The 17464-nt window shown below is 68.6% G+C and carries 17 protein-coding genes; 7 read left to right on the forward strand and 10 right to left on the reverse strand.

All coding sequences use genetic code 11. The features are described from left to right. The first annotated feature begins 84 nt into the window (after positions 1 to 84). The gene (locus OCGS_RS11825; RefSeq protein WP_007427479.1) at positions 85 to 387 is read left to right on the forward strand and encodes an FtsB family cell division protein; all 303 of its coding nucleotides are present in this window, start codon (positions 85 to 87) and stop codon (positions 385 to 387) included. Between the two features lie 4 nt (positions 388 to 391). Here the strand turns inward: OCGS_RS11825 and OCGS_RS11830 are convergent, their stop codons facing one another. After that, positions 392 to 691, reverse strand: a complete 300-nt coding sequence (locus OCGS_RS11830) for an usg protein (protein ID WP_052026185.1) — start codon at positions 689 to 691, stop codon at positions 392 to 394. 141 nt (positions 692 to 832) lie between these two features. Between OCGS_RS11830 and gyrA the strand changes: the two genes are divergently transcribed. Genes gyrA through gluQRS form a run of 4 tightly spaced genes read left to right on the forward strand, consistent with a single transcriptional unit; the run spans position 833 to position 6205 of the window. Continuing rightward, on the forward strand, positions 833 to 3604 hold the full coding sequence (gyrA, locus tag OCGS_RS11835; RefSeq protein ID WP_007427481.1) for a DNA gyrase subunit A: 2772 nt from the start codon (positions 833 to 835) through the stop codon (positions 3602 to 3604). Between the two features lie 10 nt (positions 3605 to 3614). Further along, entirely contained in the window at positions 3615 to 3959 is a 345-nt protein-coding gene (locus OCGS_RS11840) for a DoxX family protein (RefSeq protein WP_007427482.1), read from the forward strand. A 39-nt stretch (positions 3960 to 3998) separates the two neighbouring features. Further along, entirely contained in the window at positions 3999 to 5345 is a 1347-nt protein-coding gene (gene trmFO / locus OCGS_RS11845; RefSeq protein ID WP_007427483.1) for a methylenetetrahydrofolate--tRNA-(uracil(54)-C(5))-methyltransferase (FADH(2)-oxidizing) TrmFO, read from the forward strand. Continuing rightward, positions 5345 to 6205, forward strand: coding sequence for a tRNA glutamyl-Q(34) synthetase GluQRS (gluQRS, locus tag OCGS_RS11850; RefSeq protein WP_007427484.1), 861 nt, complete (start codon positions 5345 to 5347; stop codon positions 6203 to 6205). Before trmFO ends, gluQRS begins: the two co-directional genes overlap by 1 nt. Here the strand turns inward: gluQRS and hisI are convergent. Further along, a complete protein-coding gene (gene hisI / locus OCGS_RS11855) occupies positions 6186 to 6545 on the reverse strand; it encodes a phosphoribosyl-AMP cyclohydrolase (protein WP_007427485.1) in 360 nt (119 codons plus the stop codon). The genes gluQRS and hisI overlap by 20 nt on opposite strands. A gap of 64 nt (positions 6546 to 6609) precedes the next feature. Here hisI and OCGS_RS11860 point away from each other — a divergent pair, with 64 nt between their 5' ends. Further along, positions 6610 to 7059, forward strand: a complete 450-nt coding sequence (locus OCGS_RS11860; RefSeq protein WP_007427486.1) for an iron-sulfur cluster assembly scaffold protein — start codon at positions 6610 to 6612, stop codon at positions 7057 to 7059. A 314-nt stretch (positions 7060 to 7373) separates the two neighbouring features. Here OCGS_RS11860 and recG read toward each other — a convergent pair whose 3' ends face one another. The 4 genes from recG to sciP all read right to left on the reverse strand — a co-directional run bounded on the left by recG (position 7374) and on the right by sciP (position 12906). After that, on the reverse strand, positions 7374 to 9461 hold the full coding sequence (gene recG, locus OCGS_RS11865) for an ATP-dependent DNA helicase RecG (protein ID WP_007427487.1): 2088 nt from the start codon (positions 9459 to 9461) through the stop codon (positions 7374 to 7376). Further along, entirely contained in the window at positions 9458 to 11746 is a 2289-nt protein-coding gene (gene ligA, locus OCGS_RS11870) for an NAD-dependent DNA ligase LigA (protein WP_156801045.1), read from the reverse strand. Before ligA ends, recG begins: the two co-directional genes overlap by 4 nt. A gap of 64 nt (positions 11747 to 11810) precedes the next feature. Then, the gene (gene ctrA, locus OCGS_RS11875) at positions 11811 to 12524 is read right to left on the reverse strand and encodes a response regulator transcription factor CtrA (protein ID WP_007427489.1); all 714 of its coding nucleotides are present in this window, start codon (positions 12522 to 12524) and stop codon (positions 11811 to 11813) included. Positions 12525 to 12627: 103 nt separating this feature from the next. Further along, a complete protein-coding gene (gene sciP, locus OCGS_RS11880; protein ID WP_007427490.1) occupies positions 12628 to 12906 on the reverse strand; it encodes a CtrA inhibitor SciP in 279 nt (92 codons plus the stop codon). Positions 12907 to 13047: 141 nt separating this feature from the next. Here sciP and mnmA point away from each other — a divergent pair, with 141 nt between their 5' ends. After that, positions 13048 to 14193, forward strand: a complete 1146-nt coding sequence (mnmA, locus tag OCGS_RS11885; protein WP_007427491.1) for a tRNA 2-thiouridine(34) synthase MnmA — start codon at positions 13048 to 13050, stop codon at positions 14191 to 14193. Here the strand turns inward: mnmA and lpxB are convergent. The 4 genes from lpxB to fabZ are packed head-to-tail and all read right to left on the reverse strand — an operon-like array spanning position 14190 to position 17431. Then, a complete protein-coding gene (gene lpxB, locus OCGS_RS11890; RefSeq protein WP_040610973.1) occupies positions 14190 to 15341 on the reverse strand; it encodes a lipid-A-disaccharide synthase in 1152 nt (383 codons plus the stop codon). The genes mnmA and lpxB overlap by 4 nt on opposite strands. After that, the gene (locus OCGS_RS15490) at positions 15338 to 16165 is read right to left on the reverse strand and encodes an LpxI family protein (RefSeq protein WP_007427493.1); all 828 of its coding nucleotides are present in this window, start codon (positions 16163 to 16165) and stop codon (positions 15338 to 15340) included. Before OCGS_RS15490 ends, lpxB begins: the two co-directional genes overlap by 4 nt. Beyond that, positions 16162 to 16959 (reverse strand): acyl-ACP--UDP-N-acetylglucosamine O-acyltransferase, encoded by a 798-nt coding sequence (gene lpxA / locus OCGS_RS11900; RefSeq protein ID WP_007427494.1) that lies wholly within the window; start codon positions 16957 to 16959, stop codon positions 16162 to 16164. Before lpxA ends, OCGS_RS15490 begins: the two co-directional genes overlap by 4 nt. 13 nt (positions 16960 to 16972) lie before the next feature. Then, entirely contained in the window at positions 16973 to 17431 is a 459-nt protein-coding gene (gene fabZ / locus OCGS_RS11905; RefSeq protein WP_007427495.1) for a 3-hydroxyacyl-ACP dehydratase FabZ, read from the reverse strand. Positions 17432 to 17464: the final 33 nt, after the last annotated feature.

The following is a 17464-nucleotide window of genomic DNA, read 5'->3' on the forward strand; positions in this document are numbered from 1 at the left end:
ACCCGGCGTCCTTTCGCCGCCCTATCCGCGCCCCAGGACCGCTTCGGCATGGCACAAGGCGACGCCCGCGCCTAAAGTCGCGCCATGTTCCGGTCCCGCAAGATTCCGTCCGTCGGCCTGGCGATCTATTTCGGCCTGTGCTTCGTGCTGGCGCTCTATTTCGCATTCGCCAGTGTGCAGGGCGATTACGGCCTGTTCCGCCGGGTCGAGGTCGACACCGAAGCCGCGCGCCTGCGCGCCGAACTGGCCGAACTGCGCGACGACATCGCCATGCTCCGCAACAACACACGGCGGCTGTCGGACGATTACCTCGACCTCGACCTGCTGGACGAGCAGGCGCGCGACATTCTGGGCCTCGTGCGCAGCGACGAGGTGGTGCTGCGCTAGGCAGTCAGTGCAGCGTGAATTCGCCGCGCACGTTGCGCCATTCGCCGGGCGCGATCATCTTGCGATGCACGAAGCGCACGGAATGCAGCGGCCCCTCGATCTCTTTCTGCCAGAACTCGATGAAGCCGAACAGCTTGGGGTGATCCGGCGCCACGTCGTAATCCTGCCAGACGAAGGTGTTGAGGACATGGCGGTAATCGGGCATCCGATAGAACATCTCGGCCGTGGTCAGGCCGTATCCCTTCAGCATCATCTCGGTCTCGGTCATCGCACGTCTCCCGACCAGATATTCCTCCGAATTCATCCTGCCGCATCCGGGTTGAAAATCAATGAAGACGAAAGGCAGCGGCGGCGCGGCGATCCCTTCGCGCCATTGCGAATCCGGCCGGGCCTGCGCATATAGGAACACGACAATCCCCTTACGAACCAGCAGGAGGGCCGTTCGTTGAGCGACACGCCCGAACCCCCCGAGGACATCGCCGGCGACATGCCCGAACGGCCCCGCCATGACGGGCCGACCATCTCGATCTCCGAGGAGATGCGGACCTCGTTCCTCGACTATGCGATGTCGGTCATCGTCAGCCGCGCGATCCCCGATCTGCGTGACGGGCTGAAGCCCGTTCACCGCCGCATCCTTTACGCGATGCACGAAACCGGCAACACGCACGACAAGTCCTATCGCAAGTCCGCCCGCCCCGTCGGCGACGTGATGGGCAAGTATCACCCGCACGGGGACTCGGCCATTTACGAGGCGCTGGTGCGGATGGCGCAGGACTTTTCCATGTCGCTGCCGCTGCTGGACGGCCAGGGCAATTTCGGGTCGATGGACGGCGATAATGCCGCCGCCATGCGCTATACCGAAGTGCGGATGGACCGGCCGGCGCAATCCCTGCTGGCCGACATCGAAAAGGACACCGTCGATTTTCAGGACAATTACGACGGCAAGGACCGCGAACCGACGGTCCTGCCCGCGCGCTTTCCCAACATGCTGGTCAACGGCGCGGGCGGCATCGCCGTCGGCATGGCCACCAACATCCCGCCGCACAATCTAGGCGAGGTGATCGACGCGACGCTGGCGCTGATCGACGACCCCGACCTTTCGACCGAACGCCTGCTCGACATCGTGCCCGGTCCCGACTTTCCGACCGGCGGGCTGATCCTGGGCCGGTCCGGCGCGCGCAAGGCGTATCTGGAAGGCCGCGGCAGCGTCATCATCCGCGCCCGCACCCGGATCGAGGAAATCCGCAAGGACCGCTATGCCATCGTGCTGGACGAAATCCCCTATCAGGTGAACAAGGCCAGGCTGGTCGAACACATCGCGGATCTGGCCAAGGAACGGCGCCTGGAAGGCATCAGCGCGGTGCAGGACGAATCCGACCGCGTCGGCGTGCGCGTGGTGGTCGAGCTGAAGAAGGACGCGACCGCCGATGTCGTCCTGAACCAGTTGTTCCGCTTTACCGCGATGCAGACCTCGTTCGGCTGCAACATGCTGGCCCTGCATGGCGGGCGCCCCGAACAATTAACGTTGCGCGACTTCCTGACCCATTTCATCGCCTTCCGCGAGGATGTCGTCGCGCGCCGGACCGCCTTCGATCTGCGCCGCGCCCGCGAACGCAGCCATGTGCTGTGCGGCTATGCCGTCGCCGTCACCAATATCGACGAGGTGGTGGCGACCATCCGGTCCTCCGCCGACGCGGCCGAGGCGCGCCAGCGCCTGATGGAACGCCGCTGGCCCGCCGCCGAGATCGCGGATTACATCCGCCTGATCGACGATCCCAGCCACACGATGAACGACGACGGCACCTATAACCTGTCCGAGGTTCAGGCCCGCGCCATCCTCGATCTGCGGCTGCAACGGCTGACCCAGCTCGGCGTCAAGGAAGTGACGGACGAGCTGGAAGCGCTGGCGTCGAAGATCAAGGACTACCTCGACATCCTGCGGTCGCGCGACCGGATCATGGCGATCATCGGCGACGAGCTGCGCGAGGTGCGCGAGCAGTTCGCCGTGCCCCGCCGGACCGAGATTGTCGAGTGGTCCGGCGACATGGACGACGAGGATCTGATCGAGCGCGAGGACATGGTCGTCACGATCACCCAGTCGGGCTATATCAAGCGCACGCCGCTGGCCGAATTCCGCTCGCAGCGGCGCGGCGGCAAGGGGCTGGGCGGGATGGCCACCAAGGACGACGATGTCGTCACCACCCTGTTCGTCGCCAACACCCACACGCCGCTTCTGGTCTTCACCACCGACGGCATGGCCTACAAGCTGAAGACGTGGCGCTTGCCGCTGGGCGGACGCACCGCGCGCGGCAAGGCCATCGTCAACATCCTGCCGATCCCCACGGGCACCAGCATCGCCGCGATCATGCCCGTCGACCGGGACGAGGCGGATTGGGACGAATTGCAGATCGTCTTCGCCACCTCGGCGGGCGATGTGCGGCGCAATGCGCTGGGCGATTTCACCAACGTCATGCGCAACGGCAAGATCGCGATGGAACTGCCCGAAGGCGTCAGCCTGGTGAATGCGCGCATCGCGTCCGAGGACGACGACGTTATGCTGGTCACGGCTTTGGGCCGCGCCATCCGCTTTCCGACCACCGCCGTGCGGGTCTTCAAGGGCCGCAAATCCACCGGCGTGCGCGGCATCCGGCTGGCCGATGGCGACCGCGTCGTGTCGATGGCCGTCATCCGCCATTTCGAGGCGACGCCGGAAGAACGCCAGACCTACCTCAAGATGCGCCGCGCGATGGCCGGGCTGTCCGACGACATGGAAGGCGCCGAGACCGACGAGGAGGATCGCGCCGGCGAGGCGCGCGATTTCACCCAAGACCGCTATGCCGAAATGTCCGCGGCCGAGGATCTGATCCTGACCATCACCGCGCAGGGGGCGGGCAAGCTCAGTTCCAGCCACGATTATCCGGTGCGCGGACGCGGCGGCCAGGGCGTTTCGGCGATGGACCGCGCCATGCGGGGCGGCCCGCTGGTCGCGTCCTTCCCGGTCGAGATGGACGATCAGGTGATGCTGGCCACCTCGCGCGGCCAGTCGATCCGGGTGCCGGTCGATGGCATCTCGTTCCGGTCGCGTATCGCGGGGGGCGTGCGCGTGTTCAATACCGGCGCGGGCGAGGAAGTGGTCAGCGTCGCGCGCATCGCCGATCAGGGCGACGCCGCCGACGACATTGCCCCCGAAACTGGCCCCGAGACTGGCGCTGACTGACGCCGCCGCCTTGGCGGGTCGGCTGCTGCTGGCCCTGCTGCTGATCCTGGGCGCGCTGCAAAAGGTAGCGGATCCCGCGCCGGTCATGCAGTTGCTGGCGGATCGCGGGATGCCGGCCCTGCTGGTCTGGCCCGCCGCGCTCTATGACGGCGCGGTGGGGCTTTCGCTGGCCGCCGGGTTCCTGACCCGACCGCTTGCGCTGACCGCCGCCATCTACTGCATCTTCACCAGCCTCTTTCACTTCCTGCCCGACGATCCGTGGCAAATGACCATCTTCGTCAAGAACTGGTCCATCGCCGGCGGCTTTCTTCTGCTGGCCGCGCATGGGCCGGGGCGGTTCGCGCTGCGGCCCTGACGCCTTTCCTTCGGACCGGCGCGGGCCTATCTAGGCGGCATGGAAACGCTCAACATCGTCGGCGGCGGCATGGCCGGGTCCGAAGCCGCCTGGCAGGCGGCCGAGGCCGGGATTCCCGTCACCATCCATGAAATGCGCCCGCATGTCGGCACTTTCGCCCATCGCACCGGATCGCTGGCGGAAATGGTCTGCTCCAACTCCTTCCGGTCCGACGACGACGAACAGAATGCCGTGGGTCTGCTGCATTGGGAAATGCGCGCCGCGAACGGGCTGATCATGGCGATGGCCGACCGGCACCGCCTGCCCGCCGGCGGCGCGCTGGCCGTCGACCGCGATCCCTTCGCCGCAGCCGTGACCGAGCGGTTGAAGTCCCATCGCAACATCACCGTGCAAACCACTGAAATCGAATCGCTTCCGAATTCCGGCCATTGGATCGTCGCCACCGGCCCGCTGACCTCTGGCGCGCTGGCCGACGCAATCCGGGCGCAGACGGGGGCCGATGCGCTGGCCTTCTTCGACGCCATCGCCCCCATCGTGCATTTCGACAGCATCGACATGGACCGCGCTTGGATGCAGTCGCGCTATGACAAGGGCGCGACCGAGGCCGAGCGCACGGCCTATATCAACTGCCCGCTCGACCGCGACACCTACGAGGCGTTCATCGACGCGCTTCTGGCCGCCGACACGACCGAGTTCCACGAGGGCGAGACGGCGGACTATTTCGACGGCTGCCTGCCGATCGAGGTGATGGCCGAACGCGGCCGCGAAACCCTGCGTCACGGCCCGATGAAGCCCGTGGGTCTGACCGACCCCCATGCGCCCGATGTCAAACCGCATGCCGTGGTGCAGTTGCGCCGCGACAATGCGCTGGGCACGCTCTACAATATCGTCGGCTTTCAGACCAAGATGAAGTATGGCGCGCAAGCCGATGTTCTGCGGATGATTCCCGGCTTGCAGAACGCACGCTTCGCCCGGCTGGGCGGCATTCACCGCAACACCTTCCTCAATTCGCCCACGCTGCTGGACGAGAACCTGCGCCTGCGCTCGCAGCCCAGTATCCGCTTTGCCGGACAGATCACCGGGGTCGAGGGGTATGTCGAATCCGCCGCGATGGGGCTGCTCGCGGGCCGGTTGGCCGCTGCCGATCTGCGCGGACACGCCTTGCCGTCCGTTCCGCGCACCACCGCGACCGGCGCGCTGGTTCATCACATCACCGGCGGCGCGGATGCGAAGACCTTTCAGCCGATGAACGTCAATTTCGGCCTCTTTCCGCCGGTCGATCTGAAAGGCGGCCGCCGCAACCGGCCGGCGCGCTACAAGGCCTATACCGACCGCGCCAAGGCCGACTGGACGACGTGGCTGGAGGCTGCGACGGTTCCCGCCTGATGCGCCCCGCCACCCGGTTCGCCCCGTCCCCCACCGGCCCGCTGCATCTGGGCCATGCCTATGCCGCATTCGTGGCGCACGATCTGGCGCGCGATCTCGGCGGCACGTTCCATCTGCGGATCGAGGATATCGACCGCAGCCGCTGCCGCCCCGAATGGGAGGCGGCGCTGATGGACGACCTGCGCTGGCTCGGCCTCGACTGGACGCCGCCGGTGCTGCGCCAGTCGGACCGCCTGGACGCCTATCGCCAGGTTCTGCACAACCTTTGGGATCGCGGGCTGCTCTATCCCTGCACGTGCAAGCGGCGCGACATCGTCGAGGCCGCGTCGGCCCCGCAGGGCACGCCGCCGGTCGGTCCAGACGGCATCGTCTATCCCGGCACCTGCCGCCAGGCCGACCGTATCGGACCGATGCCCGACGACGCCGCCCTGCGGCTGGATCTGCGGCGGGCCATCGAGGCAATGCCGGATCTCGCCTTTGTCGAGACGGGCGGCGACCGCATCCGCCGCACGACCTTCACCGCATCCGATGCCATCGCGGAAATCGGCGACATCGTTCTGGCACGCCGCGACATGGGCACGTCCTATCACCTGTCGGTGGTGCTGGACGACGCGGCGCAGGGCATCACCCATGTCACCCGCGGCGGCGATCTGTCCGATGCGACGAAGATCCACGTGATCCTGCAACGCCTTCTGGACCTGCCCACGCCCGTCTATCACCACCACCGCCTGATCCGCGATGCGGACGGCCGGCGTCTGGCCAAGCGCGACGATGCGCTCCCGCTGGCGCTTTACCGCGCCGACGGGGCGACGCCCGACGACATCCGCCGCATGGTCGGCATCACGCCTCGGGCTGCATGATTTCGACCTCCTCCGCGTCGCGGATCGCGGTGTAGAAGCACGACCGCCGACCGGTATGGCAGGCTGGGCCGTCCTGCCGCACCAGCACCAGCAGCGCGTCACGGTCGCAATCCAGCCGCATCTCGACCAGATGTTGCAGGTTTCCGCTGGTCTCGCCCTTGACCCAGAATGCCTGCCGCGACCGCGACCAATAGGTCACGCGCCCCGTCTCCAGCGTCCGCGCCACGGCGTCGGCGTTCATCCAGGCCAGCATCAGAACCTCGCCCGTGGTCGCGTCCTGCGCGATGGCGGGCAGCAGCCCGTTCGCACCGAAACGCAAGGCGGCGGGATCGAACGTCATGGCGCATCCTTTTCTCGGGGCGGGACCGCGCCTAGATAGAGGCGCGCAGACGAAAGGAAAAGCGATGGCCGACAGCGACATGATTCAGCTTTATTCGGGGCGCATCCTGGAACTGGCCGCCGACATTCCGTTGACCGGGCGGCTGGACGGCCCGCAGGCCAGCGTCAAGCGCCGCTCGCCGCTTTGCGGATCGACCGTCACGGTGGATCTGGACGTGACGGATGGCCGCGTCAGCCGTTTCGCGCAGGACGTGAAGGCCTGCGCGCTGGGTCAGGCCGCGGCCTCCGTCCTGGGCCGCGTGGTGATCGGTCGCACCCCCGCCCAACTGGCCACGGCGCGCGACCAGTTGACGGCGATGCTGAAGGCCGGCGGCCCGGTTCCCGACGCCCCCTTCGAAGGGCTGGAAGTGCTGCGCCCCGCCCGCGACTATCGCAACCGGCATGCGTCGATCCTGCTGGCGCTGGAAGCGGCGGCCGATGCGTCGTTTCAGGCGGCCGAGGCTTTGCGCGCCTGAAAAAACGCCGCCATCCGGGGGGATGGCGGCGCAAGTGGCATCCCGGACAGGCCGGGGACAGGTGCATCACGTGTTGGGACAGGCAGATGCGGGCCGTCGGGATGCAGGCAGACCTAGAAGACGACCGGCAGGTAAAGTCCCGCGACCAACAGCGTCACCAGCGCCACGACCCCGGCGCAGTCCGCTGCCAAATCCTCCGATGTCGCAACGATTTCGCAGATTTCGTCTATCATGGGGCAACCTCCGCTTCGTGTTGCCCCTTTGTTCGCACGCTAAGAAACCTTAATCAAGAACTTTAGGAGAACATTAGCCGTTTATCCGACGCGGATCAGGCGGATCGCCTTGTCCTGCTCCATCAGCCACAGCAGCACGCGCGCCGCCTGCCCGCGCGGACCTTCCAGCGCCGGGTTGGTGGCCAGCAGCAGCCGCGCATCGTCGCGGGCCATCGCCATCAGCCCCGCCTGCCGCTCCAGATCGGCGATGCGGAACCGCGGCAGACCCGACTGCGCATGGCCGATCAGATCGCCAGCGCCGCGCATCGCCAGATCCTCTTCGGCGATGCGGAACCCGTCCTCGGTCTGGCGCAGGGTCTCCAGCCGCCGCCTGCCGCCTTCGCTCAGGGGCGCGCGGTAAAGCAGAAGGCAGGTCGATGCCGCGCTGCCCCGCCCGACACGGCCGCGAAGCTGGTGCAATTGCGCCAGGCCGAACGTCTCGGCCCGCTCGATCACCATGATCGACGCATTGGGCACGTTGACGCCCACCTCGATCACCGTGGTGGCGACCAGAACGCCGGTGCGCCCGGCCACGAACCGCGCCATCGCCGCATCCTTCTCGGCGGGCGGCATCTGTCCGTGCACCAGTCCCACCGCATCGTCGCCGAGGGCCGCGCGCAGCCGGGCGAACCGTTCCTCGGCGGCGATCAGGTCGCTGGTTTCGCTTTCCCCCACCAGCGGACAGACCCAATAGGCCTGCCGCCCGTCCGCCAGCGCCGCCCGCAGCCGGGCGATCACCTCGTCCAGACGGTCGGTGCGCATCAGCGCCGTCGTCACGGGCGTCCGGCCGGGCGGCTTTTCGTCCAGCAGGCTGATCTCCATGTCGCCGTATTGCGCCAGCGCCAGCGATCGCGGGATCGGCGTCGCCGTCATCACCAGCACGTCCGTCGCATCGCCCTTGCCGCCCAGTTCCAGCCGCTGGCCGACGCCGAAGCGGTGCTGTTCGTCGATGATCGCCAGCCGCAGATCGGCAAAGGCCACATCGGCCTGGAACACGGCATGCGTGCCCACGAGGATCTGGATATCGCCCCGCACCAGCGCGGCCAGCCGCGCCGCGCGTTCCGCCCCCTTGTCGCGCCCCGTCAGACATTCCAGCACCACGCCCGCGGCCTCGGCCAGCGGGCGCAGCGATTGCAGGTGCTGGCGGGCCAGGATTTCGGTGGGCGCCATCAGCACGCCCTGTCCGCCCGCCTCGACCGCGACCAACAACGCCATGAACGCCACCAGCGTCTTGCCCGACCCGACATCGCCCTGAAGCAGCCGGTTCATCCGGTGCGGAGATGCCATGTCGGTCGCGATCTCGGCGATGGAGCGTTCCTGCGCCAGCGTCGGCGCATAGGGCAGCGCGCCGCGGACCCGCCGCTGCAACTGGCCCGTCGGCACCGATGCGATGCCCGGCCGCGCCGCGCGGTTGGCCCGCGCCAGGGCCAGCGTCAGTTGATGGGCGAGGATTTCGTCATAGGCCAGCCGCGCCCGCGCCGGGGCCTCGGGCGACAGATCGGCGGCATCCGTCGGCGCATGCGCGGCCTGCATCGCCGCGCGCCAGTCCGGCCAGCCTTCGCGCCGCAGCAGGCCGGGCTCGATCCATTCGGGCAGGTCGGGCAGCCGCCCCAGACTGTCCGCCGCCGCCCGCGCCATCAGCCGCTGCGTCACGCCCGCGGTCAACGGATAGACAGGTTCGAAAGGCGGGATCGCATCCGCCTCGTCGGGGCGCAGGATGTGGTCGGGATGGACCATCTGCGCGATGCCGTCGAAAATCTCGACCTTCCCCGACACGACGCGCCGCTGGCCGCTGGGCAGCGTCCGGTCCAGCCAGTCGCCGCGCGCATGGAAGAACACCAGTTGAAACACCGTGGCCGCATCCGTGACCTCGACCCGGCTGGGGCGGCCGGGAGACGCGGCGGCCATGTGCCGTCCAACGACGACCTCGACCGTGGCGACGGCGGGCGGCACGATGTCGCGGATCGTGGCGACGCGGCGGCGGTCGATGCCGCCCTGCGGCAGCGTCATCAGCAGGTCGCGCGGCCGCTCGATCCGCAGGGCCTTCAGCGCCTCGGCCGACTTCGGCCCGATCCCGCCCAGCTTCCGCACATCCGCGAACAGCGGGAACAGGATTTCGGGACGGCTCATCGCGCGTCGATCAGGGCGCGCCAGCCGGCCTCGTCCAGCACCCGCACGCCCAGGGCCGCCGCCTTGTCGGCCTTCGATCCCGCGCCCGGCCCGGCGACGAGGATGTCCGTCTTGCCCGACACGCTGCCCGATACCTTCGCGCCCAGCGCCTCGGCCCGCGCCTTGGCCTCGGCACGGGTCATGCCCTCCAGCGTGCCGGTGAACACTACGGTCAGCCCGGCCACGGCGCTGTCGGTCCGCACGACCGGCGCGGGCGCCTCGATCGTCAGTTGTGCCGCCAGCCGTTCGATCGACGCGCGCTCGGCAGTCTGCGCGAAGGCGGTCGCCAGCGACGTGGCCACGCTGCTGCCCACGCCGTCGATGCCGGTCAGATCGTCCCAGGCGGCCCTGGTCCCGTCGTTCAGATTCGCCGCCTGCCAGACCGCATCGCGCGCCTGTTTCGGGGCCGCGCGACGGCCTTCTGCGGCCGCTTGGGCCCGCTCGGCGCTTTCCGCCTCGTCGGCCGCTGCATGGGCCAATGCCGCGTCGCGCAGAAGGTCCATCGCCCGCGTGAAGGCGTTCCAACTGCCGTAATGCCGCGCCAGATCGGCGGCGGCGACCTCGCCCACATGGCGGATGCCCAGCGCGAAGATCATCCGGTCCAGCGCGATGACCCGCCGCGCGTCGATGGCCGCCAGAAGGTTCTCGGCACTGCGCTCGCCCCAGCCTTCGCGCCCGGCCAGCCCTTCGACGCCATGCCGCGCGCGCAGGGTGAAGATGTCGGCAGGCTCGGCGATCCAGCCGTCGCGGTAAAGCTCGTCCACCAGCTTGGCGCCCAGCCCCTCGATGTCGAACGCCGCCCGGCCGACGAAATGGCGCAGCTTCTCGACCGCCTGCGCGGGGCAGATCAGCCCGCCGGTGCAGCGCCGCACCGAGTCGCCCGCTTCGCGGATCGCCGACGATCCGCATTCGGGACAGACCGTCGGAAACGCGAAAGGCACGGCATCGGTCGGGCGGCGTGCGGGATCCAGATCGCGGATCTTTGGAATGACATCCCCCGCGCGATAAACCTCGACCCAGTCCCCTTCGCGGATGTCCTGGCCGCCGCGGATGGGCGCGCCGTTGGAATCGCGCCCCGCGATGTAATCCTCATTGTGCAGCGTGGCGCTCGAGACGACGACGCCGCCCACCGTGACCGGCGACAGCCGCGCCACCGGCGACAGCGCCCCGGTGCGGCCCACGCGAATGTCGATCCGTTCCAGCCGCGTCCAGGCCAGCTCGGCCGGGAACTTGTGCGCGACCGCCCAGCGCGGCGTGGTGGACCGCAGGCCCAGCCTGTCCTGCAACGCCAGATCGTTCACCTTGTAGACCACGCCGTCGATGTCATAGCCCAGCGTCGCACGCTGTTCCTCGATGCGGCGATACTGCGCCAGCATCTCGTCCGGCCCGGCGCAGAGGCGCATCAGGTCGTTGACGGCGAACCCCATCCCGGCCAGCCGCCCTACCGCGCCCAACTGCGTATCGGCCAGCGGCTCCGACAGCGCGCCCCAGGCATAGGCGAAGAAACGCAGCGGCCGGCCCGCCGTCACCGCCGGGTCGAGCTGGCGCAGCGATCCGGCGGCGGCGTTGCGCGGATTGGCGAAGGGCCGCGCGCCCGCCTGCTGCTGCTGGGCGTTCAGCGCGGCGAAATCGGCATGGCTCATATAGACCTCGCCCCGCACCTCGAGGATCGCGGGCGCGCCGGTCACACGCTGCGGAATGTCGGCGATGGTGCGCGCGTTGGCGGTCACGTCCTCGCCCACCGTTCCGTCGCCCCGCGTCGCGGCCACCGTCAGCGCGCCGTCCTCATAGCGCAGCGACAGCGACAGGCCGTCGATCTTCGGCTCGGCCACGTATTCCAGCGGCGCGCCCGTCCCAAGGCCCAGATAGGCACGGACGGAACGGTCGAACTCCGCCACCTCCGCCGCGTCGAAGACGTTGGCCAGCGACAGCATCCGCATGGCATGGCGATGCTTGGCGAACTTCTCCGATGCCGGCGCGCCCACCTGCGCGGTCGGATCGTCGGGCAGCGCCAGGTCGGGGAACCGCGCCTGCAACGCGACCAGCCGGCGGCGCGCCGCGTCATAGGCCGCATCGTCCAGGATCGGCGCGTCATCGGCGTAATACGCGGCGTTGGCCCGCGCGATCAGCGTTCCCAGCCGCGCGATTTCGGCCGCCGCGTCCTGCGGGGACGGATCGCCGTCCGTCCCGCCGCCAGCCGTGCCGCCCGTTGCCCCTGCACCTTTCGTCCCGGTCCGTCCGGCCACCGCATCCTCCGTCGCACGACGATGCGTCAGCAATAGGGCCTGTCCGCCGCCGTTTCCAGACCGCTCAGCCCGCCCTGGCGATGGCGGCGGCGGCCGGCACCGCCTCGGGGTCGCGCAGCACGTATCCGCGGCCCCAGACGGTTTCGATATAATTGTCGCCACCGGTGGCCACGCTCAGCTTCTTGCGCAACTTGCAGATGAACACGTCGATGATCTTCAGTTCCGGTTCGTCCATGCCGCCGTAAAGGTGGTTGAGGAACATCTCTTTCGTCAGTGTCGTGCCCTTGCGCAGGCTCAGCAGCTCAAGCATCTGGTATTCCTTGCCGGTCAGATGCACGGCCGATCCCACTGCCTCGACCGTCTTGGCGTCCAGGTTGACCGTCACCTTGCCGGTGCGGATGACCGATTGCGCATGCCCCTTCGACCGGCGGATGATCGCATGGATCCGCGCGACAAGTTCTTCGCGGTGGAAGGGCTTGGTCAGGTAATCGTCGGCGCCGAAGCCGAAGCCCTTGATCTTGTTCTCGGTATCGTCGGCGCCCGACAGGATCAGGATGGGCGTGTCCACCCGCGCCATGCGCAATTGGCGCAGCACCTCATGCCCGTGCATGTCGGGCAGGTTCAGATCCAGCAGGATCAGGTCGTAGTCATAGAGCTTGGCCAGGTCGATCCCTTCCTCCCCCAGATTGGTGCAATAGACATTCAGGTTGGCATGGGTCAGCATCAATTCGATGCTGCGGGAAGTCGCGGGATCGTCCTCGACCAGCAATATACGCATTGTGTTCTCCGGTTTGTCGCTGCACCTGCCGGACTATGGCCCCGAATGGGTTAATGGCGGGTTAGCCTTAGGGAACATTAACGCAGCCGCACCTCCATACAACCTAAAGTTGTCGATATCGCTGCAACCGTGTCGTTTTCAGCGCGCTTTCCCCATGCGACGCTACGGCACGGACCCAGCCCAGAAACTCCTCCTCGCTCAGTTCGTACATCTCGCAGGCCTCCTCGGCGCTGATCAGGCCGCCTGCGACGGCGCGCACGACGGCCGCCTTGCGGCTGGCGACCCAGCGCCGGGTATCCGGGTCGGGCAGGTCGGCGCGCGTGATGACCTGCCCGCCCGGCAGGGTGACGGCGCGCGGGCCGGGAACTTTCTTCAGGTACATCTTACACCCCATCGCTTCGATGGAGACTGGCTAGCGGCGCCCCGCTTAAGGAGCGGTGAAACACGGCCTTGCGATTACAGGGGATTTTCCTATATTCCATCGCTCTTGCGACGCGATTAACCGATGCGGAAAGGGACGCGGATGGCGCTCGACACCACGGATGCCCTGAACTCGCTCGGCTTCGCCAAGCCGCCGTGCCAGACGCGCGTGGTCGTCGCCATGTCGGGCGGCGTCGATTCCTCTGTCGTCGCGGCGGAACTGGCCGCGCAGGGCTATGACGTGGTGGGCGTCACGCTTCAGCTTTACGACCACGGCGCCGCCCTGGCGAAAAAGGGCGCGTGCTGCGCGGGCCGCGATATCCACGATGCGCGGCGGGTCGCGGAAACCATGAATTTTCCGCATTACGTGCTCGATTACGAAAACACGTTCCGCGCATCGGTCATCGACGAATTCGCCGACGCCTATCTGGCGGGCGCCACGCCCGTGCCCTGCATCCGCTGCAACGAGCGGGTCAAGTTCCGCGACCTGCTGGAAACGGCGAAGGATCTCGACGCCGATTGCATGGCGACGGGGCATTACATCCGCCGCATGGCCGGCCCCAACGGACCCGAACTGCACCGCGCCGTCGATCCCGTCCGCGACCAAAGCTATTTCCTGTTCTCGACCACGCCCGAACAGCTCGATTATCTGCGCTTCCCGCTGGGCGGCCTTGCGACCAAGGCCGAAACTCGCGCTTTGGCCGCCCGGCACGGTCTGCCCGTCGCCGACAAGCCCGACAGCCAGGACATCTGCTTCGTGCCGGATGGCAATTATGCCGCCGTCATCGAAAAGCTGCGGCCGGGCGCGGCCGATCCGGGGCAGATCGTCCATGTCGACGGCCGGATCCTGGGCGACCATCGCGGCGTCATCCACTATACCGTGGGGCAGCGGCGCGGCCTCGGCATCGGCGGTCTGGACGAGCCGCTTTATGTCGTGCGGCTGGATGTCGAAAACCGCCGCGTCATCGTCGGGCCGAAGGAACTGCTATCCACCCGCATCGTCCCCGTGCGCGAAATCAACTGGCTTGGCGATGGCGCCTTCACGGATGCCGGCGCGCGCGAAATCGCGGTCAAGGTCCGCTCCACCCGCCCCGCGCGCGAAGCGATCCTCAGACCGCTTTCCCCGACCGAGGCCGAGGTCGAACTGATCGTCCCCGAGGACGGCGTGTCGCCCGGACAGGCCTGCGTCTTCTATGCGCCCGAAGGCAGCCGGGTGCTGGGCGGCGGCTGGATCTGGCGCGGCCGTTAACCGGCCCCCAGCCCGTTCAGAACCGCATGGGCGGCGCGCAATCCCGGCGCGCCCCCGCCGCGCCCCAAGGCGCGCATCGTCCGCGCCAGGGCCGGACGCTGACGCGACGGATCGGCCAGAACCCCGTCCAGCGCCGCCGCGATCGGGTCGGGCCGACAGGCGGGCCCCAGAAATTCCGGCACGACATGCCGCCCCTCGATCAGGTTCACCAGGGTCACGGTGTCGATCCGCACCATCCGCCGCATGATCTGCCAACTCAGCCAGTTCATGTCGTAGGCGACCACCATCGGCGTGTCCGCCGCCGCCAGTTCCAGCGAAACCGTCCCCGAGGCCGCCAGCGCCGCATCGGCCGCGTGAAAGGCCAGCCGCTTGCGCCGCGCCGCCCCCGGCCGCGCAGGGTCCAGGATAACGGGCCGCACCCGCCAGTCGGCGGTCAGCCCCCGCACATCCGTCACCATTCCGGGCGCCACCGGCAGCACCACGCGCAAACCCGGATGCCGTCCGGCCAGCCGCTGCAACGCCGCGCCGAAGACCGGCGCCAGCCGCCGCAATTCGGACAGCCGCGAGCCGGGCAGCGCCAGCAGCAGCGGACCGTCCTCGCCCGCCACCTCGCTGCGAAAGGCGCGGATCGCGGCGGGTTCGGGGCGGCGTTCGGTCGCCACGGGATGACCGACGAAATCGCACCGCATGCCCGCCGCTTCCATATAGGGCGGCTCGAAGGGCAGCAGCGCCAGCACCTGATCGACGAAGGGCGCCATCCGCTGCGCGCGCTTCGGCCGCCACGCCCAGACCGACGGCGCCACATAATGCACCGTCCGCAGGCGGCGACGGGCGCGCACGCGGCTGGCGACACGCAGGCAGAAATCGGGACTGTCGACGGTGATCAGCACATCGGGGTCCACATCCAGCACCGCATCGGCGGTCTGGATCATCCGGCGGCGCAGGTGGCGATAACGGGGCAGAACCTCGGCCAGCCCCATCACGCTGAGTTCGGACATCGGAAACAGGCTGTTCAGGCCGCGGCGCGTCATCTCGGCCCCGCCGACGCCGTGAAACCGCGTTTCGGGCCGCAGCGCCCGCAACCCGTCCATCAGCGCGGCGCCCAGCCGGTCGCCCGACGCTTCGCCCGCCACGATGAATACCTTCAAACCGCCCCCCTCACCCAGAGCGTCACGTTCGCTGCACGGGCCCGCGCGACCGTCTCGGCCCGCTCCAGCACCATAACGCCCCCGGCCTCGACAACGATCCCGCGCAATCCCGCATCGACGACCTGAGCGACCGTTTCGGGGCCGATGGCGGGCAGATCGACGCGCCGGTCCTGTCCGGGCTTGGGGGCCTTCATCAGCACGCCGCCTTCGGGCACCTTCGGCGTGCCCGCGCTTCGCAGCAGCGCGACGCTGCGCAGCGTCCATTCCGTGCCCGGCAGCGCCTCGACCGCCAGAACCTGACCGCCCGCCACCACGCATCCCTGCCCCAGATCGGCGCTGCCCATCGCCGTCAGCACCGCCTGCCCCCGGCTGGCGTCGCGCCGCATCGCGTCGCCCGGCGCGGGGCCGGCCAGCACCCCTTCGGGCGGCAGAAGATCGGGCACCAGATCGGTCGCGGCCAGGGGCGGGATGCCCGCCTGCTGAAACAGCGCCAGCACGGCCCGCAGCGCGCCGTCGTCGCCCTGCACCAGCGCCCCCGCCAAAGCCGGCAGCATCGCCGCCGTCGCCGCATCGACGCGGGCCATGTCCAGCGGCGGCCGCACGATGCCGCCGGCAAAGCACACGCCCTCGGCCCCCCAGTCGCGCAGACCGGCGATCAGGCTGCCCAGGGTCTCCAGCCGGAACCGCTGCACCGGCCAATCCGCCATCCCGCACGGATCCTGCCCGTCCAGCGCCGCGATCCGCAGATCGTGGCCCGCAGCCGCGCAGTCGCGCGCCAGCACCGCGGGCAGGCTGCCCGACCCCACGATCAGCGCCAGCCTCATCGCGGCGTCAGAAAACCGCGGCCTGACCCGCCCAGCACGAAATCGGCGATCTCGCGCACATAGGCACTGTCGGATGTGTCGCCCAACCGCCGTGCGCGGTCCTGAAAGGCGCCCTCGCCGTCCCGCAGCACCTGCAACGCGGCCCGCAAGGCGGCGATGTCGGCCCGGTCCACCCCCCGCCGCTTCAGCCCGATCAGGTTCAGCCCGTCCACCTCGCCGCGCGGCGCCTGCACCAGCGCATAGGGGATGACATCGTGCGTCACCATCGTCACTGCGCCGATGATCGCCCCCCGCCCGATGCGGACGAACTGGTGCACGCCCGCCAGCCCGCCGACGATGACGTCGTCGCCGATGACGCAATGCCCTGCCAGCGCGGCATTGTTGGCCATGATGACCCGGTGGCCCACCTGTGCGTCATGGGCGACATGCGCGCCCGCCATGAACAGGCAATCGTCGCCCACCCGCGTCACGCCGCCCCCGCCATCCGTGCCGGTATTCATCGTCACGTGTTCGCGGATACGGCAGCGCGCGCCGATCTCCAGCCGCGTCCGTTCGCCGGCGAATTTCAGATCCTGCGGAATTTCGCCCAGAACCGCGAAGGGAAACACGGTGCAGCCGTCGCCCAGCCGCGTCGATCCGGTCACGATCGCATGCGGCTTGACCACGCAATCGGCACCGATCTCGACCTCGGCGCCGATCACCGCGAAGGGGCCGATCCGCGTCCCGGCGCCGATCCGCGCGCCGTCCTCGATCGCGGCGGCGGGATGGATCAGCGCCGTGGAGTCGATATTCATGCGCGGACAGACATCAGGCGGGCACGTCCATCATCGCGGTGAACTCGGCCTCGCAGGCCAGCTCGCCGTCCACCTCGGCGCGGCCGTGAAACTTCCAGACCTTGCCGCCGCCCCGCTTCGTCGTCACCTGCATCCGCAGCACGTCGCCCGGCACCACCTTGCGGCGGAACTTGGCGCTGTCGATGGCCATGAAATAGACCAGGAAATTTCTGTCGGCCAGATCCAGCGCCACCCCCACCATCACCGCCGCCGTCTGCGCCATCGCCTCGACGATGGTGACGCCGGGCATGATCGGCGCGCCGGGGAAATGGCCCTGGAAATGCGGCTCGTTGAAGGTGACGTTCTTTATACCGGTCGCCGATGCATGGCCGTCGATCCCCTCGACCCGGTCCACCAGCAAAAAGGGATAGCGGTGCGGGATAATCCGCTGGATCAGCTGGATATCGGCGCTTTTCAGGGGCGTGTCGGTCATGGGCGGTCCGGTCTGGATGGCTGCGCCCGTGCC

Source organism: Oceaniovalibus guishaninsula JLT2003 (assembly GCF_000299575.1).
Taxonomy (GTDB): domain Bacteria; phylum Pseudomonadota; class Alphaproteobacteria; order Rhodobacterales; family Rhodobacteraceae; genus Palleronia; species Palleronia guishaninsula.

Coding starts and splice junctions, on each gene's coding strand:
- OCGS_RS11825 (WP_007427479.1), top strand. CDS start 85: ATGTTCCGGTCCCGCAAGATTCCGTCCGTCGGCCTGGCGATCTATTTC.
- OCGS_RS11830 (WP_052026185.1), bottom strand. CDS start 691: ATGAATTCGGAGGAATATCTGGTCGGGAGACGTGCGATGACCGAGACC.
- trmFO (WP_007427483.1), top strand. CDS start 3,999: ATGGAAACGCTCAACATCGTCGGCGGCGGCATGGCCGGGTCCGAAGCC.
- gluQRS (WP_007427484.1), top strand. CDS start 5,345: ATGCGCCCCGCCACCCGGTTCGCCCCGTCCCCCACCGGCCCGCTGCAT.
- hisI (WP_007427485.1), bottom strand. CDS start 6,545: ATGACGTTCGATCCCGCCGCCTTGCGTTTCGGTGCGAACGGGCTGCTG.
- OCGS_RS11860 (WP_007427486.1), top strand. CDS start 6,610: ATGGCCGACAGCGACATGATTCAGCTTTATTCGGGGCGCATCCTGGAA.
- recG (WP_007427487.1), bottom strand. CDS start 9,461: ATGAGCCGTCCCGAAATCCTGTTCCCGCTGTTCGCGGATGTGCGGAAG.
- ctrA (WP_007427489.1), bottom strand. CDS start 12,524: ATGCGTATATTGCTGGTCGAGGACGATCCCGCGACTTCCCGCAGCATC.
- sciP (WP_007427490.1), bottom strand. CDS start 12,906: ATGTACCTGAAGAAAGTTCCCGGCCCGCGCGCCGTCACCCTGCCGGGC.
- mnmA (WP_007427491.1), top strand. CDS start 13,048: ATGGCGCTCGACACCACGGATGCCCTGAACTCGCTCGGCTTCGCCAAG.
- OCGS_RS15490 (WP_007427493.1), bottom strand. CDS start 16,165: ATGAGGCTGGCGCTGATCGTGGGGTCGGGCAGCCTGCCCGCGGTGCTG.
- lpxA (WP_007427494.1), bottom strand. CDS start 16,959: ATGAATATCGACTCCACGGCGCTGATCCATCCCGCCGCCGCGATCGAG.
- fabZ (WP_007427495.1), bottom strand. CDS start 17,431: ATGACCGACACGCCCCTGAAAAGCGCCGATATCCAGCTGATCCAGCGG.